We start from the raw sequence: 23,859 nt of genomic DNA on the forward strand, positions 1-23,859 counted from the left end.
ACGCGATGCGGCGTTTCGGAAGGACGGCTTCCTCGCTCAAAACGACGTCCTCGGTCAAAACGCCTGGCCCAGCGATACGTACACGGCCACGCGGCTATCGCCTGGCTGCGGATTGATGGGGGTGCCGACGTCGAGGCGGATCGGGCCGAAGTTCGAATAATAGCGCACGCCGATCCCGGTGCCGTATTGCAGCCCGGTGAACTTCGGCAGCGCGGAGGTGTAGATGTTGCCCGCGTCGAGGAACGGCACGATGCCGAAACTGCCGAAGACGCGCACGCGGGCTTCTAGCGAAAATTCGGTAAGGCTGCGGCCGCCGATCGGGTCGTTGTTGGGATCGCGCGGACCGATCGACTGATAGCCATAGCCGCGCACCGACGCCCCGCCGCCCGCGTAGAAGCGCCGCGACGGCGCCACCTGGTCGCGCGGTGCGCCCGCGATCGTGCCGAGGCGCGTGCGTGCGGCCAGAACGATTTTCTTGCCGAACGGCTGGTACACGCTGCCGTCGAACTGGGTGCGCGCATAGCCGAACACCGAGCCCTGCAACGAGACTTCGGGGCTGACCCGCCCGCCGAGGCGGAACCCCCTGGTCGGGTTGAGCAAGTCATCCGAGCCATCGTAGTTGAGGCTGGTCGGCAGCGCGCCGATGAAGAACGTCCGGCGCCGCGGATCGCCGGTCGACAGGATGACGTCGCGTTCGTCCGACGCGACCAGCTCGGCGCCCAGGGACCACGTCCAGGTCTTCTGGAAGAAGATGTTGGTCTGACGCTCCAGACTGCCGGCGAGCGAGTACGTCTTCGCATCATAGGCATCGCGGTTGGTATGCGCGGCCGACGCCTGGAACGTCAGCACCCGGTCGCGCGCCTCGAAATTGTTGCGGCGGAACACGACCGAGCCGAGCTGTTCCTGCGTCCCGAGCACGCCGCGCAGCGTCAGCGCGCCCTCGGGCGGGAACAGGTTGCGGTGCGTCCAGCTCAGTTCCGCGCGCGCGCCTTCGCCGGTGCCGTAGCCGAGTTCGCCCGCGACCGTGTGTGGCGGCGCACGGTCGAGCTTCACGGCGACATCGACAGTATCGGGAGTCGCGCCCTGCACGGGCTTCAAGTCGACTGCGGAGACGAGGCTGGTCTGGATAAGCGCACGGCGCAGATCGTCGAGCTTGGCCGCGTCATAGACGTCGCCGGGCGAAAAGCGCGCGATCTCGGCCACGTGGTCCGCACCGAAGACGCGGTTGCCCGGAAGCGCGATGACCTGGCCGAACTTGCGCGCACCGCCGGGTTGGACGGACAGGTCGAGCGTCGCGGTGCGTGTGGCGTGGTCGACGACGATCGCCGGATCGCCGACCTTGGCGAACGGAAAGCCTTCGCGACCGATCTGCGTCGTCAGCTTAGCCTCGCCGGCGACGATCGCGTCGGAATTGACCGGGTCCGCGGGCTTGACGCCGAACGCGGTCGCGAGGCCCGCCGCCTTGTCGCCTGCCGCGGCAATGCCGTCGATCGTGACGCCCTTGAATCTGTAGAGCGTGCCGGGCGTCGCGACGAGCACGACCATCGGCTTCGCGCCGGGCTCGACGCGCGTGACGACGTTTGAATCGTAATAGCCCTGCGCGCGGAGCAGGCTGTTGAGCAGATCGGCATCCTCGCGTGCGCGGCGATCGAGTTGCGCGGCATTGGCGGGCTGGTGGTCGTTCGCGTCGAGCGTCGAGAGCGCAGCGAACCGCTGGCGGAGCAACGCGGAGTCGATCGCGTCGATGCCGTCGATCCGCCACGCGTAGCGGCTCTCGGCATTGGCGTCCGTCGCGGCGATCGTGGTCGCGGGATCTTCAGCGGTGGCCGCAAGATCCGGCCACGCGACACCAATGCCCGGCAGGGCGGCGAGCGGCGAACTCGGGTCGAGTGACATTGGTATGTCGCCAATCTGCGGTATGTCGCCAGCCTGCGCCGAAACCGCCGGTGCTGAGGTTGGCACTGTCTCAGGTGCTGGCGCCGACACGGGAGTCGTCGGAACGGTTTGGGCCGCGGCACCGGAAATCGTCAACACGAGAAAGGCGGCGGCCGGCCCGGCTCGCCCGACGCAAGACACCATATCCGGCTCCTAGCCGGGCTTGTCGTTGCGGAACAGTATGTAGCGCCGTATTTCCGCCACGTTCCGTCCGGCCTCACCGCCGCCGCGTGCGACGCTGGCATCCCGCGGCGGCGCGTGGCAGGACACGGTGATGGCCGACCCAATTTCCCGCGACGATATTCCCCCTCACAAGGATCCCAGCGCTGCGGGCGGGTTCCTCATCGCGCTCGGCATGCTCGGCGGCGCAGGGGTCGGCTTTGCAATTGGCGAGGCGACGCCCGGTTTTCTGATCGGTACCGGTGTGGGCGCCGTTGCGGCGGTGCTCGTTTGGGTGCGGGACAGGCGGTAGCGGCAGTTCCCGCCCCTTCACGCTCCCTCTTCCGTTCGTCCCGAGTAGCCGTCGAGTAGCTCCGTAAGGAGCGGATCGAGATGGCGTATCGAAGGACAGGTCGGCGCGCGGAACCGATGCTTCGATACGCGCCCTCGATACGCTCCAGACGGAGCTACTCGGTCGCTGCTCAGCACGAACGGGCAAGGGGCGAAGCGCAAGTGGGCCGCGCGGTCGTGCTCGGACCGTGCAGCCAACGCGCCTATTCCCGTACCGGTTACCGGCTCCCGCGCCAGATCTGGAGCGGTGCGCTCGGGGAGAGGCCACCCTGATGCACCGGGCAGCGGCGATAGCGGAAGCGGCGGTCGAGGCAGATCCAGACCTCGTCGAGCCAGCCCTGCTTCGTCGCGGTGACGCGCATCATGTCCGGCTTCAGGCCCGGGTTAGCGCCGGCCAAGGCGGTCGCGAACCGGCCAGCAGTCAGCGGTGCACGCGAGAGAGCGTTCATGTCCGGATAGCGCAGCTTGCCGTACAGCCCCGCCGACTGGTTGAAATACTTGGCCGGACGATAGCCGGGCATGCACGTACCGTGCTTCGCCCATTCGTGCTGGAGCAACTGCGCGGACGGTGTCGTGCAAAGGTGCGCGCGAATTACTGGCGGCGGCACGAACTCTGCGGCGTGACAATATTGCGGCCAGTCCTTGTCGATGCCGTCCGGCCACAAGCCGTGAAGCGTGAAGCCGAAGCGATTGCCCGCGCCGCACTGGAACCCCGACGACGCACGGTCGCCATTGTCGCGGCAATATTGCGGCGCCCAGGTGATCGCGAGCGTATAGCTGCCGATCGGGATGTCGCGGCTGGGCTGACTGTCGGACGGGAGATCCGGGTGGACGCGCTCGACCGTCGCCGGGGTCGAGCATTGATAGGTTTGCGCCTGCACCGCGCTTGGCAAGGCCAGCGCTGCGCCAGCCAGGATCATCTTAGCGATCATGCGGCATATCCTCGAAAGTGTTCGGAGTATCGGACTCGGGCAGTTCGCCGAACCACAGTTTTGCGTCCGGCTTGAACAGCAGGATCGCGGCGACGACATACACCCCGTCGGCCGCAAACGAGACGATCGAGGTCGTTCCGATCGTCGTCCGCCCGGTCGTCAGCGTCGCCAGTGACAGGACGACGCCGACCACAGCCAGCGCGGCCAGTACCACGACCACCCATTTCGCCACGACGCTCGGGACGCGTGCGGTAAAATACCAGAGCAACAACGTGATCGCGATACCTGCCACCTGGAACGTCGGCAGGATCCAGGCGACGTGCGCCAGCACTGGGTTGGCGGCGACGATCGCGGTCCGCTCCGGCCAACTCATCGCAGTGACGACCAGTCCCAGCACGAACGAGGCCAGATACAGCCTTTCGTACCGCACGATCGATAGCGGCCTGATCATCGTCCTCATTCCCCTGCCCTGCATCCGGTGCCTCACCACCTGAACGGCGATCAGGCAGTCTTGAAGTCCAACCCTATATCCGCCGCGGGTGCCGATTGCGTCAAGCGACCGACCGAGACATAGGTCACGCCGGTTTCCGCAATCGCGCGGATCGTCCCGAGATTGACGCCACCCGACGCCTCGGTCGGGACTCGTCCGCCAACCAGGGTGACTGCGCCGCGCAAGGTTGCCGGCGCCATGTTGTCGAGCAACAGGTGCGTTGCGCCTGCCGCCAACGCCGCTTCGATCTGATCGACCCGATCGACCTCGACGATGATATGCGTGATGCCCGCCTGCTTCGCGCGCCGGACCGCTTCGGCAACGCCGCCGGCGACCGCGACGTGGTTGTCCTTGATCATTGCCGCATCCCACAGGCCCATGCGGTGGTTCTGCGCGCCGCCCATCCGGGTCGCGTATTTCTCGAGTGCTCGCAGGCCGGGGATGGTCTTGCGCGTGTCGAGCAGGATCGCGCCGGTACCCGCGATCGCATCGACATAGCCGCGCGTCATCGTCGCGATCCCTGACAAATGCTGGACCGTGTTGAGCGCGGACCGCTCGGCGGTGAGCATCGCCCGTCCCGCTCCTTCGAGTCGCATGAGCTCGGTCCCGGCTGGGACCGTCTGGCCGTCCCCCACCAGCCGCTCGACATGCACCTCCGGATCGAGCGTTCGAAAGAACGACTCGGCCAGTTCCAGCCCGGCGACGACGATCGGATCGCGGCTGTCCATGACGCCGGTGAAGCGCGCGTCGGCCGGAATGACCGCCGCAGAGGTGATATCACCGATCGTACCAAGGTCCTCGGCAAGCGTCGCAGCCACGAAACTGCCCGTATCGAAGCCCGGAAGCGCGAAGCCGGAAGCCCCTGGAATGGTCAATTTCGTGTTCACCTGTCGTCTTCCAGTGTATGCGTGTGGATCAGGTGAACGCGGGTGCCAAAAAACGGCGCGTGCGGACAGTCAATTCGCCGCGGTTCGATGGAAGGAATTTTCATGCAACGGGAACCTGTTGGCCTGACGCGAGTTGCGAGCCCGATATCCGAGGATACTGCGATGACGACGAAGACACTGACCGATACCGCGCGCCTGAATGCCTTGCTGGACGAGGCGCTCGCGCTGGCGGATGCGCTGCACCTGCCGATCGCGGCTATTCATATCGATCAGGCGCTTGCGCAGCTCGGCGAGACGACGCCGGCCGGCTGATCCGGGCGGGCGGGCCTGACACCGGCCCCCGATACCAGCCGAGCGCGCGCCTCACCTTGGACCGAGATCACCCTTGCCGACGGTGGTCGACGCCATTTCCAGCATGCGATCCAGGCTCTTCTTGGCCTGAAGACGCAGCCCCTCCTCGATTTCGATCCGCGGCGACAGATCGCGCAGTGCGACGTACAGCTTTTCCAGCGTGTTGAGCGCCATGTACGGGCAGATGTTGCAGTTACAGTTGCCATCCGCCCCCGGCGCACCGATGAACCGCTTGTTCGGCAACGCCTTTTCCATCTGGTGGATGATGTGCGGCTCGGTCGCGACGATCAGCGTGTCGCCGGCCATCGCCAAAGCATAATCAAGGATACCGCGCGTCGAGCCGACGTAATCGGCATGATCGAGGATGATCGGCGGGCATTCGGGGTGCGCTACCACGGGCGCGCCCGGGTGCTGCGCCTTTAACTTCATCAGTTCGGTCTCGCTGAATGCCTCATGGACAATGCAGACGCCCGGCCAGAGCAGCATGTCGCGACCGGTCTTGCGTGCGAGATAGCCGCCGAGATTGCGGTCCGGGCCGAAGATGATCTTCTGCTCGGGCGGGATCTGCGCGAGGATCGTGTCCGCCGACGACGAGGTGACGATGATGTCGGAGAGCGCCTTCACCTCGGTCGAACAGTTGATGTAGGTCAGCGCGATGTGATCGGGATGCTTGGCGCGGAAGGCGGCGAACTGCTCGGGCGGACAGCTGTCCTCCAGGCTGCACCCGGCATCCATGTCGGGCAGGATGACGATCTTGTCGGGCGACAGGATCTTGGCGGTCTCGGCCATGAACCGCACGCCGCAGAACGCAATGACGTCGGCGTCGGTAGCGGCAGCCTTGCGCGAAAGGTCGAGGCTGTCGCCGACGAAATCGGCGAGATCCTGAAGCTCGGACTTCTGGTAATAATGCGCGAGGATGACGGCGTTCTTCTCCTTGCGGAGGCGCTCGATCTCGGCGCGGATGTCGATGCCGGCGAAGTTCTGGTTCAATTCCATGGTCGTATCCCGAGTGTTGCCCGTCTTCTAGCGGCGGTTCCCTAGCACGTCCTGCAGCGAGCGCGAGGTGTCCCAGCGCTCGGTGGTCGCGGTCGGCTCATCAGCGAAGCGCACGGCGACGCTCGCGTCGATCCCCGCGGCCCGTAGCGGCATCGCGAAACTGCGCTCGACCGCGCGCCTGGTGGCGTCGCGTGCGAGCTTGATCATGGCGGGCTCACGCGCCTGGCGAATCAGTTCGAGTTGGCCGGCCCGGCGGTTGGCCGCGTCGAGACGCTTCTCGACGTCGGTGAAGGTGGTGAGCACACCGCCCGAGCCATATTCGCGAACCGCGTTGAGATCGACCTGTGGACCGTCCGCCTCGACCGCGGGCAGGCGCACCGACAACGTCTTGGCGGTCGCGTCCCAGGCGACATCGGCTTGGGTGAGCTTGGCCATGTCGACTTCGTAGCGCACCATGCCGGGCATGATCAGCGTCTTCTCGGTGGTGAAGCCAAGCTGCGACTGTTTCGACGTGACGACGGCGACATAGCGCGCGGCGAAGGCAGAGAGGCGGTTCTGTTCGCGCAGACCCTCCAGACTGGCGCTGGCGATCGTCGTCGGATCGGGAGTGAGGCGATCGCTGACATAGCGCTGAACACCCCAGAGCACGAGCAGACCGGCGAGGACGAGAATGACGACGACGCCCACGGCCTTGGCCAGGAATGGGGCTACGCCGGCCCTGCGTACGGGTTGGGTCACGCTGTCGTCCGCCATGCCTCGCCTTCCTCGATCACCAGTCCACGGGTTTGCAGATCGTAAAGATGCGCCAGCACGGATCGTTCGGCGGCCGCCACGAGGCGCGGGTCGAGACCGACATACATTCGCTCGACCATTGCCGGGATCGACCAGCCGCCCTCGCGGAGCAGGCGCAGAATCTGCCCCTCGCGCTGCTTGCGGTGGCCGAGCATGCCGCGGACGAGACGTTGCGGCTTGTCGATCGCTTCGCCGTGGCCGGAATAATACACCCGGTCGTCCCGCCCAATCAGCTTTTCGAGGCTCGCCATGTACGCCGTCATGCTTCCGTCGGGCGGCGAGACGATCGTCGTCGACCAGCCCATGACATGGTCGCCGGAGAACAGCGCCCGGCTTTCGGGCAGCGCGAACGCGAGATGGTTCGAGGTGTGTCCGGGCGTGGCGATCGCCTCCAGCGTCCAGCCGTTGCCGGTAACGGTATCGCCCTCGGCCAATATGCGGTCGGGCGCGTAGTCGGGGTCGAACGAAGCATCGGCTCGCGCGCCGGTATCATCAAGGTCGAAGGTGGCCGCGCCGACGATCGGTGCGCCGGTTAGAATTTTCAGCGGACGCGTAGCGGGGCTATGGTCACGGTGGTGATGCGTAATCACGATCGCTCTGACCGGGCGGCCATCGATCACCCGCATCAACGCATCGATGTGCGCAGGGGCATCGGGGCCGGGATCGATTACCGCAATATCGCTCGTGCCGACGATGTGCGTCTGGGTGCCGGTATAGGTGTACGGCGACGGATTGGGCGCGAGCACGCGAACGACGAGCGGCTCGAGCTGGATCGGGATACCGGTCGGATGCTCAGCCATGAAGCGGAGATGGCGGCTCCGCGCGACGATGGCAAGACCTTCACGAATTCGCAGCGGTGTCGCTATTCTTTACAACCTGGATAGCCGCAGAACCGGTGTTAACTACTGCCGGCCGCGCAGAACGGTGTGTGGACGTAGTTGGCATGCAGACTGCATCGAGCGTCAGGTCACCGAGCGCGCAGCGTTCACGCAGGGTGGATCGACCGCTTCCTTCCGGTCTCGCGTCGATCCACTCTCCCCGGTGCCCTTTCTAAATATCGGTGCAGTTGATCGTCGAGCTAAGGCTTCTCGCTTAGCCACCCACCGTTACGCCCCCCCCAAAACTACGTCGCCCCCGCGAAAGCTGGGTTTTCCCTCGATTCAGATGCCGCCCGCCTAATGCTGATACCCCAGCTTTCGCTGGGGTGACGATCTGAGGCTCGGTGATGACCTGAGGCTCGGTGACGACTTGAGGCTGAATGACGACTGAGGCCGGGTGACGATTGACGCAGGGACGACGCTCGAACCTCAGCCAGCCTTCTGCGTCTCGAACAGCTGCGCCAGTTCGCCGCTCTCGTACATCTCCATCATGATATCCGAACCGCCGACGAACTCGCCGTCGACATAGAGCTGCGGGATGGTCGGCCAGTCCGAATAGGCCTTGATACCCTGGCGGATGCCCTGGTCCTGCAACACGTCGACGCTTTCGAACTCGACCTCGAGATGGTTGAGGATCGCGATGGCACGGCTGGAAAAGCCACATTGCGGGAACAGGGGGCTGCCCTTCATGAACAGCACTACGGGGCTGGCCTTTACGAGGGCGTCGATGCGGGCGTTGGAGTCGTCGGTCATGTATCGGTCCTCAGGAAATTGCGGTGGTAAGCTGTAATGCGTGCAAAACGCCGCCCATGCGGCCGCCGAGAGCGGCGTAGACCGCCTGATGCTGCTTCACTCGGCTCATCCCGGCGAAACTGCCGGCGGTGACTTTTGCCGCATAATGATCGCCGTCGCCGGCGAGATCGGTGATCTCGACCTGCGCATCCGGGATCGCGTCCTTGATCATGGTGGCGATATCGTCGGCAGCCATCGGCATATCAATGCGCCTCCAGCAGCTGGCGACGCGCCTCGATCATCTGCTGTGCGAGGGCACGGCGGACGGCCGCTTCGTCGTGATCGAGGCCCGCTGCCGTCAGGTCACCAACGAGCTTCCGCACGACGTCATCGTCGCCGCCGCCTTCCATGTCGGCATGGACGAGTGCGGTCGCATAGGCATCCGTCTCTTCAGGCGTGAGCGTCATCTCATGCGCAGCCCAACCACCGAGCAGGCGATTGCGGCGCGCCGTGATCCGGAAGGCCATCTCTTCCTCGCGCGCGAAATTCGCCTCGCTGGCGCGTTCGCGGTCGTCGAAAGTGGTCATTGCGCGGGTCCCCGTTAAATCTCGTCTTCAACCCCGAGATAGGTCGCACACTGCCCCCGCGCAACAATCGACAGAAACGTACAAAAACTGCTGGAACAATGTCCTTGTCGTAACGATATATAAGGCAGTCACATGACACAGCGCATGGACAGGAGAGTGACAATGAACATCCTATCGCCACCCCCGTCCATATCCGTGTCCTCGGCGCGGTCCGCACCCCCTGTGTTCCACGGTTTGATGTACGGTGTTATCGCGTCCGTGGCGATGTGGGGCGTGATTGCCGTGGTCGCGTCCAGGTTTATTTAAACGCGTGGTTTTCGGTTGAGAAATCGAGGTCGGTGACGGTCAACCGATCTCGACGACGAGTTTGCCGATCGCATTGCGTGCCGCCATCTTGGCGATCGCCTTGCCGCCGTCTTCGAAGGCAAAAACTTCCGTGACGCGCGGTGCGATCTTTCCTGCCTCCCAGAGCTCGAACAGTGTTTCGATATGCGCTTGGTTCGCCTTGGGATCACGCGCTGCGAACGCGCCCCAGAACACGCCGCACACGTCGCAGCTTTTAAGCAGTGTCAGGTTGAGCGATAGTCTTGGGATGCCGGCAGGGAAGCCGACGACGAGATAACGCCCTTCCCATGCAATCGATCGCAACGCCGGCTCCGCGTAATCGCCGCCGACCGGATCGTAGATGACATGTGCGCCATCGCGACCAACGGCAGCCTTGAACTGCTCGGCCAACGCTTTCGATTGATCCTTATCGAACGGGGCGCGGGCGTAGATCAGTGTTTCGTCGGCGCCAGCGGATTTCGCCGCGGCCGCCTTTTCTTCAGATGAAACCGCGGCGACGACCTTAGCGCCGAACGCCTTGCCGAGCTCGATCGCGGCCAGCCCTACCCCGCCGGCCGCGCCAAGCACGAGCAAGGTCTGTCCTGCCTTGATGTGACCACGGTCGAGCAGCGCGTGGATCGTCGTGCCGTAGGTGAGGATCAGCGAGGCGCCCTCGGCGAAACTGCGGCCTTCGGGTAGGCGGTAGAGCTTGGCGGGATCGGCGATGACCTTCTCGCACAACCCGCCGTGGCCTAGCATCGCGATAACGCGGTCGCCGATCTCCCAACCGGTGACGCCTTCGCCGATCGAATCGATCGTGCCGGCGATTTCGCCACCCGGTGCGAACGGGCGCTGCGGCTTGAACTGGTATTTGTCCTCGATGATCAGGACGTCGGGAAAGTTGATCGCGCAAGCCTTGACCGCGACGACGACCTGTCCGGGGCCGGCTACCAGATCGGGCAGCGCAACCATTTCCAGAGTTTCAGGTCCGCCGACTGCCTTCGACACCAATGCTCGCATACCCGCTCTCCACCGTCGTCCAGGGACGGTTCGATGCGACCGCCTCCTCGAATTTCGAAATCTGGGTATCCCTTGCCAGCGTCAGGCCGACTTCGTCCAGCCCTTCCATGAGACACTGGCGACGGAATGCGTCGAGTTCGAAGGTGAAGCGATCCTGGAACGGGGTGGTGACGGTCATCGTCTCGAGATCGACCGTCACGGTCTGGTCCTGCGCGACCTCCAGCAGGCGGTCGATCGCCTCCTGGGGCAGCACGACGGGGACGATGCCGTTCTTGAACGCATTGCCCGAGAAGATGTCGGAGAAGCTCGGCGCGATCACCGCGGCGATGCCCATGTCGGCGAGCGCCCAGGCGGCATGCTCGCGACTGGAGCCGCAGCCGAAATTATCGCCCGCAATCAGGATCGGCGAGCCGGCATAGCGCGGGTCGTCGAAGATGTTGCCGGGATCGGCACGCACCGTCTCGAACGCGCCGCGACCGAGCCCGGTGCGCGTGATCGTCTTCAGCCAATGCGCCGGAATGATGACGTCGGTGTCGATGTTCTTCGCACCCCAGGGATAGGCGCGGCCGGAAACGGTGGTGACCGGGTTCATCGCTGTTCCGTACGCTCCGCGCCCGTTCTCTCAGGAGTCGTGCGCGCCGATGCGACATAGGCAGCGACGCCGCTGAGCATGGCACCAGCCGCCAGCAGTACGAAAACCTTCTTCATGCTCTTGTCCCCATCAGATCTCTGACGTCACTCAGCTTACCGGTCACTGCCGCCGCCGCCGCCATCGCGGGTGATACCAGATGCGTGCGCGCACCGGGACCCTGTCTGCCGACGAAATTGCGGTTCGACGTGGAAGCGCAACGCTCCCCCGCAGGGACTTTGTCCGGGTTCATCGCGAGACACATCGAACACCCCGGTTCGCGCCACTCGAAGCCCGCGGCAATGAAGATTCGATCGAGCCCTTCGGCTTCGGCCTGCCGCTTGACGAGTCCGGATCCGGGCACCACGAGCGCGCGGACACCAGCCGCGACATGGCGACCATCGGCGATCGACGCGGCGGCGCGGAGATCCTCGATACGGCTGTTTGTGCAGCTGCCGATAAAGACATGCTGGATCGTGACGTCCTGCATCGCGGTGCCGGCGGTCAGGCCCATATAATCGAGGGACTTCTGCGCGGCGGCCTGCTTGGCGGGATCGGCAAAGCTCGACGGTTCGGGGACGACCCCGGTGATCGGAACGACGTCCTCGGGACTGGTGCCCCAGGTAAGGCCGGGGGCGATGTCGGCAGCGTCGAGCGTGACGGACTTGTCGTATTTCGCACCGGGATCGGTCACCAAGCTGCGCCACCAGGTAACAGCGCGGACCCAGTCCTCGCCGGTCGGGGCCATCGGCCGGCCCTTCAGATATGCGAAAGTGGTATCGTCGGGCGCAATCAGGCCCGCGCGGGCACCCGCCTCGATCGACATGTTGGCGATCGTCAGCCGACCCTCGATCGACATTGCGCGGATCACGCTGCCGGTGAACTCGATGACGTGGCCGGTGCCGCCCGCGGCACCGATCTTGCCGATGATCGCGAGGATGACGTCCTTGGGGGAGACGCCAAAGCCGAGTTCGCCGTCGACGCGGACTTCCATCGTCTTGGCCTGCGACAACAGCAGAGTCTGCGTGGCAAGGACGTGCTCGACCTCGCTGGTGCCGATCCCGAATGCGAGCGCACCGAGCGCACCGTGCGCCGACGTGTGGCTGTCGCCGCAGACGAGCGTGGTGCCGGGAAGCGTGAAACCTTGCTCGGGGCCGACGACGTGGACGATGCCCTGCTCGGCGGCGGTCGCGTCGATATAGTCGATGCCGAACTCGGACGTATTTCGGCGGAGCGCGTCGAGTTGCTGCGCGCTCTCAGGATCTGCAATCGGCAGGACGCGACCAGCGGCATCCTTGCGCGGCGTCGTCGGGAGGTTGTGATCGGGAACTGCGAGCGTCAGGTCAGGGCGGCGGACTTTTCGGCCGGCCACGCGGAGGCCCTCGAATGCCTGCGGGCTGGTGACTTCGTGGACGAGGTGACGATCGATATAGATCAGGCAGGTGCCATCGTCGCGGCGTTCGACGACATGGGCCGCCCAGATCTTTTCGTACAACGTTTGCGGATTGGACATGATGCGGGCGCGTTAACCGAAAGCTGCGTCGGAGCAAAGCCCCGACGCAACTATCTATCCGAAATGCGCTGTACTCGCACCTTTAGCGATGGTTACCGCGCAGTGATATACGGGTCCCAGTTGACATAATACGAGATCGGCCGAAGCACGCCGACGGTCACCCTGATCTGAATCTGATAGATCTGGTTGCCCGCGTTCATCGCCTGCCCGATCCAGTACGACCCGGCTGGCTGCTGGCCGATCGGTGGCTGCTGTTGCGGATAGCCGGCGCCGCCGAAGACCGAGCCTTGCGACACGGTGAAGCCGGTTATGATCACCTGATCGCCGTTGTCGGCGGCGATCGGCACCGAGTTGAAACCGATCAGCGACCCGACCGGCACGACGGTCGACAACTCCATGTGGCCTTCGTTGCTGCTGCCGTTGCTGAGTTGGTTATCGGCCATATACACGCCGGTGCCGATGTTGCGGCCCTGCTGCGAGGCGACATACGCGGTATCCACGGCGATAGTGATAAACGCCTGCGGCGCGATCACGGACTGGTACGCGACGACCAGCTTCGATTCCTGCATCATCATGACGAAACTCTCCAATGTGGTGCGGCTCACGTCGCCAATTTCGGGCGCGGACCGCGAAGGGCTGGTATTATTTTGCGGAGATGCTCGGGTTCAGCGTGATCGAGATTCCCGCCGAGCCGACCTGCTTCTGCACGTTGATCGTGATCGCGTAGCCAGCGCTACCGGTGGACTGCGCCTGACCGACGAACGATTCCGACGCCGCCGCCTCCGGCTGCCCTCCCGCGCCCCAGACGTTGCAGTTGCCGATATCGACAATGCTGACGACAGCGGCGCTGCTCGCATCGATGTTGTAGACGTTCCACTGGATCGTCGAACCATTCGTCACCTGGGTCGAAAGACCCGCCGAGCCCTCGCTCTGGCTGCCGTTGCCGACGCGATTGTCGACCATGTAGACGCCCGCGGTCGATCCGTTTTGAACGGCGTTGATGTCCACCCATATCTGGATGAATACGGTCGGTGTACCTGCCATGCTACCCTCCTGCGCATTGCCGCAATGGTCCGCTCTGGTGTTCCAGTATCTGCGGAAGCGTCAGGATTACGGCCCCCGTCGCCTGATGGTCCAATACATCAGTGCAACGCAAGAAGTTCAGTAAAGCCGCTCGGTTATGGTTCTACTGACCATTAGCAATAGTTTATGACTAACTTGTTTGATTTAGTTATCCGGGAATTACAGCGCTATAGTTCCCGGACTACTCCATACACATATCGATATTCATCGAAATGATCCGAACTGAACGTAGTCCGGACTCAATTCGACTTCGGCATCGCCCGGTCGAGGAATGCCACGCTGTCGGCCAGGACCGGCGCCTTGCCGCGGAACGGCTTCGACAGCGCCATCGCGACGTTTTCGTGGCTGAGGCCAGGATAGTCGATGTGCGCCACCGGTGCGCCGAGCGCGTTCAGCCGCGCAGTTAGGTTGATCGCGTTGTGCGGCTTTACCTGCGTGTCGGCGCCGGCAGTTATCAGCAGCATCGGCGGCGCGTCGGCACGCGAGAAGTGGATCGGCTGGGTCATCACCGGGTCCGCCGCGCCCTGCATCGCGTCGATCGCGCGCTTGGCGGTGAAGGGGAAGAAGTCGTACGGCCCGCACAGGCCGACCGCGGCCTTGATGATGTGCGGGTCGACGCCTTCGGCCTTCAGCCAGCGCTCGTCGAGCGTCAGCATCGCGACGGTGTAGGCGCCTGCGGAATGGCCGGCGACGGCGATCCGTTCAGGGTCGCCGCCGGACTGCGCGATGTGATCGCGGGTCCATTTCACCGCTTCGGCACCGTCCTGAAGGAACGCGGGGAAGCGAACGTCGGGGACCTTGCGGTAATCTGGCATGACGACGACATAGCCCGCCTTCGCATAGGCGCGCGCCGCGAACGCGTAGGCGCCGCGGGAGCCGTGGACCCAGCCGCCGCCGTACCAGAAGATCAGGACCGGCAGGCCGGTTTTCGCGCCGCCGGACGGGCGCCAGACGTCGAGTTTCTGGCCGTGTGTGCCGAACGGGACGCCCTCACGGATGCGTGCCGTGCCGCGTCCGCCACCCATGATGCCGTCGAGGATGCTTAGCGTACCCGGCCCTGCGGTGAACGCTGTGCCTGCGATCAGGATCACGATCAGCGCAACAATGATCGCAGCGCGGCGCATCAGCGGCGGAAGTCCGCGGTGATCGATCCGCACGCCGCAAGGTCGGCCTCGTGGCTCTCCTCGCGCCATTTTTCGGCGAGCGCGGTGGACTCCCAAGCGCGCATCGCCGGGTGCGCGATGATCGTCTCAACCCAAGCAAGACCTGCCGGACCGACGTCGATCCCGTAGGTCCGGACGCGAAACGCCACTGGGGCATAGAAGGCATCGATCGCGGTGAACTCGGCGCCGGCGAGCCACGGGCCACCGAACCGGTCGAGTCCTTCGCTCCAAAGTTCGGCGATGCGCGCGACGTCGCGGTCGAGCGCGTCGCTACCGGGGGCGGCGTCGACGCGGACGCCGACGTTCATCGTCCGTTCGTTGCGAAGCGCGGAGAACCCGCCATGCATCTCGGCCGTCGCGCAGATTGCCCACGCGCGCGCCACTTCGTCGACCGGCCATACGCCTTCATGCCGCTCGGCGAGGTAGAGCACGATGCCGAGCGAGTCCCAGACGGTTCGCGTGCCGTCGATCAGCACAGGCACCTGTCCGGTCGGAGAGAAGGCGCGGAACGCCTCGTAATTCTGGGGCGCGAGGAACGGTTCGATCCGGTCTTCGAACGCGATACCGAGCGCCTTCATCAGGACCCATGGCCGCAGCGACCAGCTCGAGTAATTGCGGTTTGCGGTGACGAGGGTGTAACCCATCAGGCGGTGTAGCGCGCCGTGGTCTTCGCGGCGATCTCGTCCGCAGTGACGCCCGGCGCCATTTCGACCAGCTTGAACGGGCTGTCGTGATCGGGGCGTTGGAACACCGCTAGGTCGGTCACGATCATGTCGACGACGTTCTTGCCAGTCAGCGGCAGCGTGCACGACGGGATGAACTTCGGTGTGCCGTCCTTGGCGGTGTGGTCCATCACGACGATGATCTGCTTAACGCCCGCGACGAGGTCCATCGCGCCGCCCATGCCCTTGATCATCTTGCCCGGGATCATCCAGTTGGCGATGTCGCCACCTTCGCTGACCTCCATCGCGCCCAGCACCGTAAGGTCGATATGGCCACCGCGGATCATCGCGAAGCTGTCCGAAGAGCTGAAATAGACCGACGAAGGGAGTTCGCTGATCGTCTGCTTGCCGGCGTTGATCAGGTCGGCGTCTTCCTCGCCCGCATAGGGGAACGGGCCGATTCCGAGCATGCCGTTCTCCGACTGGAGCGTGACAGTCATGCCTGCGGGGATGTTGTTCGCGACCAGCGTCGGAATGCCGATGCCGAGATTGACGTAGTATCCGTCCTTGAGTTCCTGCGCAGCCCGCGCCGCCATCTGATTACGGTCCCAGGGCATCAGTTGATCGTTCCTTCCTGGATTGTCGTGATCGTGGTGAACTGTTCGCGCAGTTCGGCGCCGACGCCGTCGACGATCGCCTGCAACGCGGCGTCCTCGTCGATACCCCACGTGCCCGCATAGGCGCGCGCGGCGTGGCGGATCGTGTCGGCGAGGAGATACCCGAACACGGTCGGGTCCTCAAGGATGCCCGCGTCGATCAGCACGTTGCTGCCGGCGCCGTTGGTGATCCAGATGCGCGCGACCTCGACCGATTCGCCGGTAAGTTGGGCGCCTTTGTCGAGCGCGATCGCGTTGGGGTGGTCGGCCATTAGCGTACGCCTCCAGTCGGAGCCCAGCGAACTGCTGGTGGGAATACGTCTTCACGGTTGCCCTTGAGCGCGGTGCCGTATACGGGGTTGGGCAGCACAAACCACCCAGCCCCCCATTTCGCCGCGATTGCAGCCGACTGAACCGTGGCGCGACGGGCGGCGGGGGTCTGGCCGGCGTTGAACAGGTCGCTGAAGTCGCCGAGTTGGTCGCCGCCCATCGCCACGACGCAATATTTCGCGGCGATCGTCGCGCGGCGGCCGTCCTTCTTCGTGCCCGTCGCGTCGTCGCCGGCGAGGAACAGCGTTTCGCCGTGGCGCGCGGGGCCGAGGCCGGCGGCTTCGATCGTGGCTTGCGTCTGTGCGGCGTTGGCGGCGGAGCGGTTGGTGTTGAAGATTACCGTGATGCCCATCGCGCGGAGTTGCGTGAGTGCGGCGAGGGCACCGGGAACGGGCGCGACCTGCGTGACGCCGGTGCGCTCCCAATCCTGCCAGCGGGGGTCGGACCAGGGTCGGCCGGAGGACGCGTCGTATTCGAAGCCAAGGTTAAGCAGCACGGTTTCGTCGACGTCGAACACCGCGGCTTTTGGCTTGGTGCCGCAGGTGGTCCAGGTGGGGACGGCTAGCGAGGCGCCTTGCGCGAGGACGACGGAGGTTGGCGTGCGTTGCGTGCGGACATAGCCGACGAGCGCGTTCCAGGCCTGGATACTGTCCGCAGCGGCCTCGCCTGAGGCGTAGAGATATTGCATACCGGCGGGGACGCCGTCGACGGTGACGGGGGCGGAGACAGTCGGCGTCGCTGCGATCGACGTCGGCGCAGACACGCTGACGCAACCTTGGAGCGCCAGTGCCCCTGCGAACGCAGGGGTCCAGGATACCAAGCCCCACGCCAACGACCCTGGGCTCCTGCGTTCGCAGGAGATTAGAGAATGGATCACGCGGAAACCCGCTCGCGGACGGTGCGAAATTCGATTTGCTTGTCGTACGGCGCACCGACGATCGTCCGCTTCACGTAGATGCCGGGCAGGTGGATCGTGTCGGGATCGAGGCTGCCGACGGGGACGATCTCCTCGACCTCGGCGACGCAGATCTTCCCTGCCGTCGCCATCGGCTGGTTGAAGTTGCGCGCGGTCTTGCGGAAGATGAGGTTGCCGCTCTCGTCCGCTTTCCAGCCCTTGATGATCGCGAGATCGGCGCGGATGCCGCGTTCGAGGATGTACTCCTGGCCGTCGAAGACCTTCGTTTCCTTGCCCTCGGCGACCTGCGTGCCGACGCCGGTCTTGGTGTAGAAGCCGGGGATCCCAGCGCCCCCTGCCCGGCAGCGTTCGGCGAGCGTGCCCTGCGGGCAGAACTCGACCTCGAGTTCGCCGCTCAGATACTGCCGCTCGAATTCCTTGTTCTCGCCGACATAGGACGAGATCATCTTCTTCACCTGGCGCGAACGGAGCAGCTTGCCGAGGCCCTGCCCGTCGATGCCGGCATTGTTGCTGGCGATCGTCAGGTCACGCACGCCCGACGCCTCGATCGCGTCGATCAGCCGCTCGGGAATCCCACACAGCCCGAACCCGCCCGCGCAGATCGTCATGCCGTCGAACAGCACGCCTTCGAGCGCCGCCGCCGCGTCGGTGTAAAGCTTGTTCGCCATGCATCCTCCTCAAATCCTGGTCACCGCATAAGGCGCCGCCAATCGCTCGGCAACGTCGCTGCGCACGACAGTTCAGTACGCGAGCATCAGGCCAGGGCGCTTCCACCGGGTTTTCACCAGCCGGCCGCTGCCCGAGCAGGTTATGTACGCATCCATCCTGTCCGCGCCGCCCCAGCAGATGTTGGTGGTGAAGACGTCGTCGGTCGCGACGAATTCGACCAGCTCTCCGGCGGGCGAGATCACGCTGATCCCGCATTCGCCGATCGTCGCGACGCAGATGTTGCCGCTTGCCTCGACGCCGAGCGAATCGAAGAACTTGTAGCCGGCAGGGCGGTAGAGTGGCGTGCCCGACGCGTTGGCGACCTTGCCCGGCGTGACGATGTCGAACGCCATCAGGCGGCAGGTGAACGTCTCCGCCGCATAAAGCCGCGTACCGTCGGGCGAGAGGCCAATGCCGTTGGGATTTTCGCTGGGGAAGATCACTTCCTCGAGATGGCTGCCATCGGTCTTCGCGTAAAAAATGCCGGTGATGTCGCGTTCCCGGTCGCGCGATTTGCCGTGATCGGTGAACCAGAAGCCGCCGTGCGAATCGAAGACGATGTCGTTGGGTCCTCGCAGCGCGCAGCCGAAATCGCCGTCCTTGTAGAGGATCTCGACCGCGCCGGTGGCGATGTCGATCCGCTCGATCCGGCCGCCGGAATAGTCTTCCGGCTGACCGTGCGGGGTGAGGAAGCCGTTCGCCTCGCGCCATGCGAAGCCGCCATTGTTGCAGCAATAGAGCTTGCCGTCGGGGCCGATTGCGAGGCCGTTGGGGCCGCCGCCGGGTTCGGCTACCGTCGTGCTCGTACCGTCCGGGGCGATGCGGGTGATGCGGCCGGCTTCGATCTCGACGAGGATGACGCTGCCGTCGGGCATCGCGACGGGACCTTCGGGAAAGCGCAAGCCACTGGCGACGGTGGTGAATTCGGTCATGATCCTCTCCGGGCGAGTCGGGTTGGTCCCGGCTTCTCGGTCAAGGTAGGCGAGATGCGGGCACGTGCACGGTGTTTCTCGACTTCCCGCGTGAGCGACGGCAGGATGCGGCCATGATCACACCACGCACCGGCGGCCGTATCCTGGTCGACCAACTCGTCGCACAGGGTTGCGACCGGATCTTCACCGTTCCGGGGGAGAGCTTCCTCGCGGTGCTCGACGCACTGCATGACACGCCGGCGATCGACCTGGTGGTATGTCGGCAGGAGGGCGGCGTCGGATTCATGGCGTGCGCGGACGGAACGCTGACGCATCGGCCGGGGGTGGCGTTCGTGACGCGCGGACCGGGGGCGACAAATGCTTCGATCGGTGTGCATGTCGCGATGCAGGACTCGCAGCCGATGATCCTGTTCGTGGGCGATATCGACCGCGGCACGCGCGACCGGGAGGCGTTTCAGGAGATCGATTTCCAGGCGATGTTCACGCCGATCGCCAAGTGGGCGGCGCGGATCGACGATGCGCGGCGTATCCCCGAATATGTCGCGCGAGCTTATGCGACGGCGATGTCGGGGCGGCCGGGCCCGGTGGTGCTGGCGTTGCCCGAGGACATGCTGCTGGATGTCGTCGAGGCGGTCGATCGACCGCGGATCGAGCGGGTAGCGCAGGCTTGCGACGCGGATACGATGGACTTGCTGGCCGATCTGCTGACGACCGCCGAGCGGCCGTTGGCGATCGTTGGCGGTGCGGGTTGGGACGTGGCTGCATCGGGGGCGTTCTCGACGTGGGCGGATCGTAACGGCATTCCGGTGGCGGCAGCGTTTCGGCGGCAGGATGCTATTCCAAACGACTGCCCGGTGTGGGCTGGCAACCTTGGGTACGGGCCCAACCCGAAGCTGGTCGAGCGGGTGAAGGCAGCAGATCTGCTGCTGGTCGTTGGGCCCCGGCTCGGGGAGGCCACCACCGATGGCTATGCGCTGATCACGCCTGAGCATCCAGGACAGCGGCTGATCCATGTACATCCCGATCCTGACGAGTTGCACCGAGCGTACCGCGCGGATGTCGCGGTGTGTGCGGGGATGGCGGAGTTTGCCGAGGCGTTGCTAGCGGTCGACTTGCCGCCGCGGACTGCCGGGTCTGAGGCGCATGCGGAGTGGCTAGACTGGTCGACGCCGGCGCCACGCGATCTGGTGATGGACCTGGGGCCGTGCGTGGCGGCGATGCGCGAGCGGCTGCCGACGGATGCAATCATCTGCAACGGCGCGGGGAATTACTCGGGCTGGTGGCATCGGTACTGGGCCTATGCCGGGCCGGGTACCCAATTGGCGCCGACTGCCGGGGCAATGGGGTACGGCGTGCCGGCGGCGGTGGCGGCGTCGTTGCGGCATCCGGAGCGGACGGTCGTGGCGCTCGCGGGGGACGGGTGTTTCCTGATGAACGGACAGGAACTGGCGACCGCGGTTGCGCATGGGGCGGACATGCTGGTGCTGGTGGTGGATAATGGCGGGTATGGGACGATCCGCATGCATCAGGAGCGGGAGTATCCGGGGCGGGTTTCGGGGACTGTGTTGCGGAACCCGGACTTTGCTGCGCTGGGGCGCGCTTATGGGTGTTGGGCGGAGACTGTTTCCCGGACGGGGGATTTTGCGGGGGCGCTGGAGCGGGCGATGTCTCGGTCTGGGGTCAGGTTGCTGCATGTGGTGACGGATATCGAGGCGATTACCGCTGGGACTACGCTGGCGAGGGTGCGTGGGGGCTGAGCCTCGTTTCCCGCTCGAACCACTTACGCAATATTAGCACCACCCCGGCGAAGGCCGGGGCCCAATTGGGGGACGGCTGTAACGAGGGACGAGCCTCCGTTATATCGGCCTTGCCAATTGGGCCCCGGCCTTCGCCGGGGTGGAGGTAGTTGTAGCCGGCGACTTCATTAGCGCAGCCACTGTTCCCCCGCGGAGGCGGGGGTCCAGGAGCCAGGGCAGCTAGCGGTACTTAGCTGGGCCCCCGCGTCCGCGGGGGAACACTGCTTGGGGTTAGCGTCTGACGGCGGCGAGTTCAGGCGCCCGCCGCTTCCAACTTTGCCCGCACTGCCGCGACTGCTTCCGCGGCCTTGTCGCCATCGGGACCACCGCCCTGCGCCATGTCGGAACGGCCGCCGCCGCCCTGCCCGCCTAGCGTAGCCACCGCGATCTTGAGCAGGTCGACCGCGTTGTGGCTGGCCACCAGATCCGCCGTCACGCCGACCGCGACCGAAGCGCGGCCGTCGTTGATCGCGACCAGCATGGCGATGCCGGAGCCGAGCCGCTGCTTGGCTTCGTCGACCGCCCCACGCAGGCCCTTCGCCTCGAAGTCGTTGAGCACCTGCCCGATGAACGCGACGCCGCCGACTTGCTCCGGGCCTGCTGCTTCGCCCGAATCACCGCCACCCAGCGCCAGTGCCTTCTTCGCGTCGGCGAGTTCGCGTTCGAGGCGGCGGCGATCTTCGAGCAGCGACGCAACGCGGGCCGGGACCTCGTCGGGGGTCGACTTCAGCACTGCTGCGGCTTCGCGGAGGCGATCGTCGCGGCTGGTCAGATACGCGCGCGCCGCTTCGCCGGTGAGCGCTTCGACACGGCGGATGCCGCTCGAGACCGCGCCTTCGCCGACGACCTTGAACAGGCCGATGTCGCCGAGTGCGTTGACGTGCGTGCCGCCGCACAGCTCGATCGAGTAGGTGCCTTCGTCGGTCGAGCCCATCGAGACGACGCGGACCTCGTCGCCGTATTTCTCGCCGAACAGCGCCATCGCGCCCATCGCGATCGCGTCGTCTGGGGTCATCAATAACGTCGTCACCGCGCCGTTGCGACGAATCTGCGCGTTAACGTCGGCCTCGATCTGCGCGATGTCGGCGGGAGTCATCGCGACCGGCTGCGAGAAGTCGAACCGCAGGCGGTCGGGCGCGACGAGGCTGCCCTTCTGCGCGACGTGCGTGCCGAGGCGTTCGCGCAAGGCTTCGTGCAGGAGGTGCGTCGCGGAGTGGTTGGCGCGGATCTGCGCGCGGCGGGCGACGTCGATCTGGAGCTTGACCGGGTCGCCGACCTTGATCTCGCCGGCGTCGACGATCGCGTGGTGGACGAACACGCGGCCGAGTTGCTTCGACGTCTCGGTGACGTTCGCGCGCAGGCCGGTGTCGTTGGAGATGTGACCGGCATCGCCGACCTGTCCGCCGCTCTCGCCATAGAAGGGCGTCTGATTGACGACGATCGCGACGGTATCGCCGGTGGTAGCGTGGTCGACGCGCGCGCCGTCCTTGACCAGTGCGACGACCTCGCCCTCGCCCGTATCGGATGCGTAGCCGAGGAACTCCGTGCCGCCGGTCTGCTCGACGATGTCGAACCAGATGTCGTCCGAAGCCTTGGCGCCCGAGCCTTTCCAGGCGGCGCGGGCGGCGCGCTTCTGCTCGGCCATCGCGGTGTCGAAGCCTTCGCGGTCGACCGCGATGTTGCGTTCGCGCAGTGCGTCCTCGGTGAGGTCGTACGGGAAGCCGTAGGTGTCGTAGAGCTTGAACGCGACGTCGCCCGCCAGCGTGCCGTCGGTCATCCCGGTGGTCGCCTCGTCGAGCAGCTTCAGCCCCTTGTCGAGCGTCTGGCGGAAGCGCGTCTCCTCCTGCTGGAGGGTCGCCTCGATCAGCGGACGCGCGCGCGACAGTTCGGGGTACGCCGCGCCCATCTCGGTGACGAGCGCGGGGACGAGGCGGTGCATCAGCGGCTGCTTGGCGCCGAGGATGTGCGCGTGACGCATCGCGCGGCGCATGATCCGGCGGAGGACGTAGCCGCGGCCCTCGCTCGCGGGCAGCACGCCGTCGGCGATCAGGAAGCCGGCGGTACGCAGGTGATCGGCGATCACGCGGTGACTGGCGGTGTTGGCGCCGTCGGTCGCAGTGTGCGTCAGTGCGCCCGAGGCAGCGATCAGCGCCTTGAAGGTGTCGGTGTCGTAATTGTCGGTGACGCCCTGCATGACCGCGGCGATGCGCTCGAGCCCCATGCCGGTGTCGATCGACGGCTTGGGGAGGCTGCCGACGATTTCGGCGTTCTCCTGCTCATATTGCATGAACACGAGGTTCCAGATCTCGACGAAGCGATCGCCGTCCTCGTCGGGGCTGCCGGGAGGGCCGCCGAAGATGTGGTCGCCGTGGTCGTAGAAGATTTCCGAGCATGGCCCGCACGGCCCGTTGTCGCCCATCGACCAGAAATTGTCCTTGGTCGGGATGCGGATGATGCGGTGATCGGGGAGGCCGGCGACCTTCTTCCAGAGATCGAACGCCTCGTCGTCGGTGTGATAGACCGTGGCGGTCAGCTTGTCGGGCGACAGGCCCCATTCGCGCGTGAGCAACGTCCAGGCGTGGACGATCGCCTGTTCCTTGAAATAATCGCCGAACGAGAAATTGCCGAGCATTTCGAAGAAGGTGTGGTGGCGCGCGGTGTAGCCGACATTGTCGAGATCATTGTGCTTGCCGCCGGCGCGGACGCATTTCTGCGACGAGGTGGCCGTGGTGTAGGGGCGCGATTCGAGGCCGGTGAAGACGTTCTTGAACGGCACCATACCGGCGTTGACGAACATCAGCGTCGGGTCGTTCTGCGGCACGAGCGGCGCAGATGGCACGATCTGGTGCCCCTGCGAACCGAAATAGTCGAGGAAGCCGCGGCGGATGTCGTTCGTCGATGTCATGCGCGGGGACTTAGGCGAGCGGCGCGCTTCGCTCAAGTGGAGGTGTGGGGGTGTGGGGGTGTGGTCGAGACATATCCTGTTGAACCGAGGCAGCATGTTTCCCCGCGAAGGCGGGGATCCAGACTGGGCTCCC

General features: G+C 65.3%; 26 protein-coding genes. 3 read left to right on the plus strand and 23 right to left on the minus strand.

Annotated elements, in window-relative coordinates:
* Positions 1–54: 54 nt before the first annotated feature.
* On the minus strand, positions 55–2,079 hold the full coding sequence (locus SJY41_RS10590) for a BamA/TamA family outer membrane protein (RefSeq protein ID WP_380781512.1): 2,025 nt from the start codon (positions 2,077–2,079) through the stop codon (positions 55–57).
* Positions 2,080–2,209: 130 nt separating this feature from the next.
* Here SJY41_RS10590 and SJY41_RS10595 point away from each other — a divergent pair, with 130 nt between their 5' ends.
* Positions 2,210–2,407, plus strand: coding sequence for a hypothetical protein (locus SJY41_RS10595; protein ID WP_380781514.1), 198 nt, complete (start codon positions 2,210–2,212; stop codon positions 2,405–2,407).
* A gap of 256 nt (positions 2,408–2,663) precedes the next feature.
* On the opposite strand, the gene SJY41_RS10600 is transcribed toward SJY41_RS10595, so the two are convergent.
* From SJY41_RS10600 to nadC, 3 genes are read right to left on the minus strand one after another with little or no spacing between them, the layout of a single operon-like run.
* Positions 2,664–3,377 carry a ribonuclease T gene (locus tag SJY41_RS10600; protein ID WP_380781516.1) on the minus strand — a complete coding sequence of 238 codons (714 nt, stop codon included), beginning with the start codon at positions 3,375–3,377 and terminating at the stop codon, positions 2,664–2,666.
* On the minus strand, positions 3,367–3,828 hold the full coding sequence (locus tag SJY41_RS10605; RefSeq protein WP_380781518.1) for a hypothetical protein: 462 nt from the start codon (positions 3,826–3,828) through the stop codon (positions 3,367–3,369). The genes SJY41_RS10600 and SJY41_RS10605 overlap by 11 nt, the downstream gene beginning before the upstream one ends.
* Positions 3,829–3,878: 50 nt before the next feature.
* Complete coding sequence (gene nadC / locus SJY41_RS10610; protein WP_380781520.1) at positions 3,879–4,754, minus strand: carboxylating nicotinate-nucleotide diphosphorylase; 876 nt, start codon at positions 4,752–4,754, stop codon at positions 3,879–3,881.
* Positions 4,755–4,916: 162 nt separating this feature from the next.
* Between nadC and SJY41_RS10615 the strand changes: the two genes are divergently transcribed.
* Entirely contained in the window at positions 4,917–5,066 is a 150-nt protein-coding gene (locus SJY41_RS10615; protein ID WP_380781522.1) for a hypothetical protein, read from the plus strand.
* 51 nt (positions 5,067–5,117) lie between these two features.
* On the opposite strand, the gene nadA is transcribed toward SJY41_RS10615, so the two are convergent.
* The 18 genes from nadA to SJY41_RS10705 all read right to left on the minus strand — a co-directional run bounded on the left by nadA (position 5,118) and on the right by SJY41_RS10705 (position 19,025).
* Complete coding sequence (nadA, locus tag SJY41_RS10620; protein ID WP_380781524.1) at positions 5,118–6,101, minus strand: quinolinate synthase NadA; 984 nt, start codon at positions 6,099–6,101, stop codon at positions 5,118–5,120.
* Positions 6,102–6,128: 27 nt separating this feature from the next.
* A complete protein-coding gene (locus tag SJY41_RS10625; protein ID WP_380781525.1) occupies positions 6,129–6,854 on the minus strand; it encodes a DUF4230 domain-containing protein in 726 nt (241 codons plus the stop codon).
* Positions 6,836–7,693 carry an MBL fold metallo-hydrolase gene (locus tag SJY41_RS10630; protein ID WP_380781527.1) on the minus strand — a complete coding sequence of 286 codons (858 nt, stop codon included), beginning with the start codon at positions 7,691–7,693 and terminating at the stop codon, positions 6,836–6,838. Before SJY41_RS10630 ends, SJY41_RS10625 begins: the two co-directional genes overlap by 19 nt.
* Before the next feature lie 507 nt (positions 7,694–8,200).
* The gene (gene grxD / locus SJY41_RS10635; protein ID WP_380781529.1) at positions 8,201–8,524 is read right to left on the minus strand and encodes a Grx4 family monothiol glutaredoxin; all 324 of its coding nucleotides are present in this window, start codon (positions 8,522–8,524) and stop codon (positions 8,201–8,203) included.
* Between the two features lie 10 nt (positions 8,525–8,534).
* On the minus strand, positions 8,535–8,765 hold the full coding sequence (locus SJY41_RS10640; RefSeq protein ID WP_380781531.1) for a BolA/IbaG family iron-sulfur metabolism protein: 231 nt from the start codon (positions 8,763–8,765) through the stop codon (positions 8,535–8,537).
* A gap of 1 nt (position 8,766) precedes the next feature.
* Entirely contained in the window at positions 8,767–9,090 is a 324-nt protein-coding gene (locus tag SJY41_RS10645) for a DUF1476 domain-containing protein (RefSeq protein ID WP_380781533.1), read from the minus strand.
* 345 nt (positions 9,091–9,435) lie between these two features.
* Positions 9,436–10,434 carry an NADPH:quinone oxidoreductase family protein gene (locus SJY41_RS10650; protein WP_380781535.1) on the minus strand — a complete coding sequence of 333 codons (999 nt, stop codon included), beginning with the start codon at positions 10,432–10,434 and terminating at the stop codon, positions 9,436–9,438.
* A complete protein-coding gene (gene leuD, locus SJY41_RS10655; protein ID WP_380781537.1) occupies positions 10,397–11,026 on the minus strand; it encodes a 3-isopropylmalate dehydratase small subunit in 630 nt (209 codons plus the stop codon). Before leuD ends, SJY41_RS10650 begins: the two co-directional genes overlap by 38 nt.
* A 112-nt stretch (positions 11,027–11,138) precedes the next feature.
* Complete coding sequence (gene leuC, locus SJY41_RS10660; protein ID WP_380784112.1) at positions 11,139–12,578, minus strand: 3-isopropylmalate dehydratase large subunit; 1,440 nt, start codon at positions 12,576–12,578, stop codon at positions 11,139–11,141.
* 89 nt (positions 12,579–12,667) lie between these two features.
* Positions 12,668–13,180, minus strand: coding sequence for a hypothetical protein (locus SJY41_RS10665; RefSeq protein WP_380781539.1), 513 nt, complete (start codon positions 13,178–13,180; stop codon positions 12,668–12,670).
* A 37-nt stretch (positions 13,181–13,217) separates the two neighbouring features.
* On the minus strand, positions 13,218–13,619 hold the full coding sequence (locus SJY41_RS10670; protein WP_380781540.1) for a hypothetical protein: 402 nt from the start codon (positions 13,617–13,619) through the stop codon (positions 13,218–13,220).
* A 278-nt stretch (positions 13,620–13,897) separates the two neighbouring features.
* Positions 13,898–14,782: an alpha/beta hydrolase gene (locus SJY41_RS10675; protein WP_380784113.1), complete on the minus strand. Its 885-nt coding sequence runs from the start codon at positions 14,780–14,782 to the stop codon at positions 13,898–13,900.
* Positions 14,782–15,465, minus strand: a complete 684-nt coding sequence (locus SJY41_RS10680; RefSeq protein ID WP_380781542.1) for a glutathione S-transferase family protein — start codon at positions 15,463–15,465, stop codon at positions 14,782–14,784. Before SJY41_RS10680 ends, SJY41_RS10675 begins: the two co-directional genes overlap by 1 nt.
* Positions 15,465–16,100 carry a 3-oxoacid CoA-transferase subunit B gene (locus SJY41_RS10685; RefSeq protein ID WP_380781544.1) on the minus strand — a complete coding sequence of 212 codons (636 nt, stop codon included), beginning with the start codon at positions 16,098–16,100 and terminating at the stop codon, positions 15,465–15,467. The genes SJY41_RS10680 and SJY41_RS10685 overlap by 1 nt, the downstream gene beginning before the upstream one ends.
* The gene (locus SJY41_RS10690; protein ID WP_380781546.1) at positions 16,100–16,411 is read right to left on the minus strand and encodes a DUF5076 domain-containing protein; all 312 of its coding nucleotides are present in this window, start codon (positions 16,409–16,411) and stop codon (positions 16,100–16,102) included. Before SJY41_RS10690 ends, SJY41_RS10685 begins: the two co-directional genes overlap by 1 nt.
* On the minus strand, positions 16,411–17,232 hold the full coding sequence (locus SJY41_RS10695; protein ID WP_380781547.1) for an HAD family acid phosphatase: 822 nt from the start codon (positions 17,230–17,232) through the stop codon (positions 16,411–16,413). Before SJY41_RS10695 ends, SJY41_RS10690 begins: the two co-directional genes overlap by 1 nt.
* A gap of 110 nt (positions 17,233–17,342) precedes the next feature.
* Positions 17,343–18,053 (minus strand): CoA transferase subunit A, encoded by a 711-nt coding sequence (locus tag SJY41_RS10700; protein WP_380781549.1) that lies wholly within the window; start codon positions 18,051–18,053, stop codon positions 17,343–17,345.
* Between the two features lie 72 nt (positions 18,054–18,125).
* Entirely contained in the window at positions 18,126–19,025 is a 900-nt protein-coding gene (locus tag SJY41_RS10705) for an SMP-30/gluconolactonase/LRE family protein (protein ID WP_380781551.1), read from the minus strand.
* A gap of 113 nt (positions 19,026–19,138) precedes the next feature.
* On the opposite strand from SJY41_RS10705, the gene SJY41_RS10710 reads away from it, so the two are divergent.
* Positions 19,139–20,782, plus strand: a complete 1,644-nt coding sequence (locus tag SJY41_RS10710; RefSeq protein WP_380781553.1) for a thiamine pyrophosphate-binding protein — start codon at positions 19,139–19,141, stop codon at positions 20,780–20,782.
* Positions 20,783–21,074: 292 nt separating this feature from the next.
* Here SJY41_RS10710 and alaS read toward each other — a convergent pair whose 3' ends face one another.
* A complete protein-coding gene (gene alaS / locus SJY41_RS10715) occupies positions 21,075–23,726 on the minus strand; it encodes an alanine--tRNA ligase (protein ID WP_380781555.1) in 2,652 nt (883 codons plus the stop codon).
* Between the last annotated feature and the right edge of the window lie 133 nt (positions 23,727–23,859).

The organism is Sphingomonas sp. R86520 (assembly GCF_042466285.1).
GTDB lineage: Bacteria > Pseudomonadota > Alphaproteobacteria > Sphingomonadales > Sphingomonadaceae > Sphingomonas.

Coding starts and splice junctions, on each gene's coding strand:
- SJY41_RS10680 (WP_380781542.1), bottom strand. CDS start 15,465: ATGGGTTACACCCTCGTCACCGCAAACCGCAATTACTCGAGCTGGTCG.
- SJY41_RS10670 (WP_380781540.1), bottom strand. CDS start 13,619: ATGGCAGGTACACCGACCGTATTCATCCAGATATGGGTGGACATCAAC.
- SJY41_RS10685 (WP_380781544.1), bottom strand. CDS start 16,100: ATGCCCTGGGACCGTAATCAGATGGCGGCGCGGGCTGCGCAGGAACTC.
- SJY41_RS10605 (WP_380781518.1), bottom strand. CDS start 3,828: ATGATCAGGCCGCTATCGATCGTGCGGTACGAAAGGCTGTATCTGGCC.
- SJY41_RS10600 (WP_380781516.1), bottom strand. CDS start 3,377: ATGATCGCTAAGATGATCCTGGCTGGCGCAGCGCTGGCCTTGCCAAGC.
- SJY41_RS10595 (WP_380781514.1), top strand. CDS start 2,210: ATGGCCGACCCAATTTCCCGCGACGATATTCCCCCTCACAAGGATCCC.
- SJY41_RS10675 (WP_380784113.1), bottom strand. CDS start 14,782: ATGCGCCGCGCTGCGATCATTGTTGCGCTGATCGTGATCCTGATCGCA.
- SJY41_RS10710 (WP_380781553.1), top strand. CDS start 19,139: ATGATCACACCACGCACCGGCGGCCGTATCCTGGTCGACCAACTCGTC.
- alaS (WP_380781555.1), bottom strand. CDS start 23,726: ATGACATCGACGAACGACATCCGCCGCGGCTTCCTCGACTATTTCGGT.
- SJY41_RS10690 (WP_380781546.1), bottom strand. CDS start 16,411: ATGGCCGACCACCCCAACGCGATCGCGCTCGACAAAGGCGCCCAACTT.
- SJY41_RS10590 (WP_380781512.1), bottom strand. CDS start 2,079: ATGGTGTCTTGCGTCGGGCGAGCCGGGCCGGCCGCCGCCTTTCTCGTG.
- grxD (WP_380781529.1), bottom strand. CDS start 8,524: ATGACCGACGACTCCAACGCCCGCATCGACGCCCTCGTAAAGGCCAGC.
- SJY41_RS10650 (WP_380781535.1), bottom strand. CDS start 10,434: ATGCGAGCATTGGTGTCGAAGGCAGTCGGCGGACCTGAAACTCTGGAA.
- leuD (WP_380781537.1), bottom strand. CDS start 11,026: ATGAACCCGGTCACCACCGTTTCCGGCCGCGCCTATCCCTGGGGTGCG.
- nadA (WP_380781524.1), bottom strand. CDS start 6,101: ATGGAATTGAACCAGAACTTCGCCGGCATCGACATCCGCGCCGAGATC.
- SJY41_RS10615 (WP_380781522.1), top strand. CDS start 4,917: ATGACGACGAAGACACTGACCGATACCGCGCGCCTGAATGCCTTGCTG.
- SJY41_RS10700 (WP_380781549.1), bottom strand. CDS start 18,053: ATGGCGAACAAGCTTTACACCGACGCGGCGGCGGCGCTCGAAGGCGTG.
- SJY41_RS10625 (WP_380781525.1), bottom strand. CDS start 6,854: ATGGCGGACGACAGCGTGACCCAACCCGTACGCAGGGCCGGCGTAGCC.
- SJY41_RS10630 (WP_380781527.1), bottom strand. CDS start 7,693: ATGGCTGAGCATCCGACCGGTATCCCGATCCAGCTCGAGCCGCTCGTC.
- SJY41_RS10705 (WP_380781551.1), bottom strand. CDS start 19,025: ATGACCGAATTCACCACCGTCGCCAGTGGCTTGCGCTTTCCCGAAGGT.
- SJY41_RS10640 (WP_380781531.1), bottom strand. CDS start 8,765: ATGCCGATGGCTGCCGACGATATCGCCACCATGATCAAGGACGCGATC.
- SJY41_RS10645 (WP_380781533.1), bottom strand. CDS start 9,090: ATGACCACTTTCGACGACCGCGAACGCGCCAGCGAGGCGAATTTCGCG.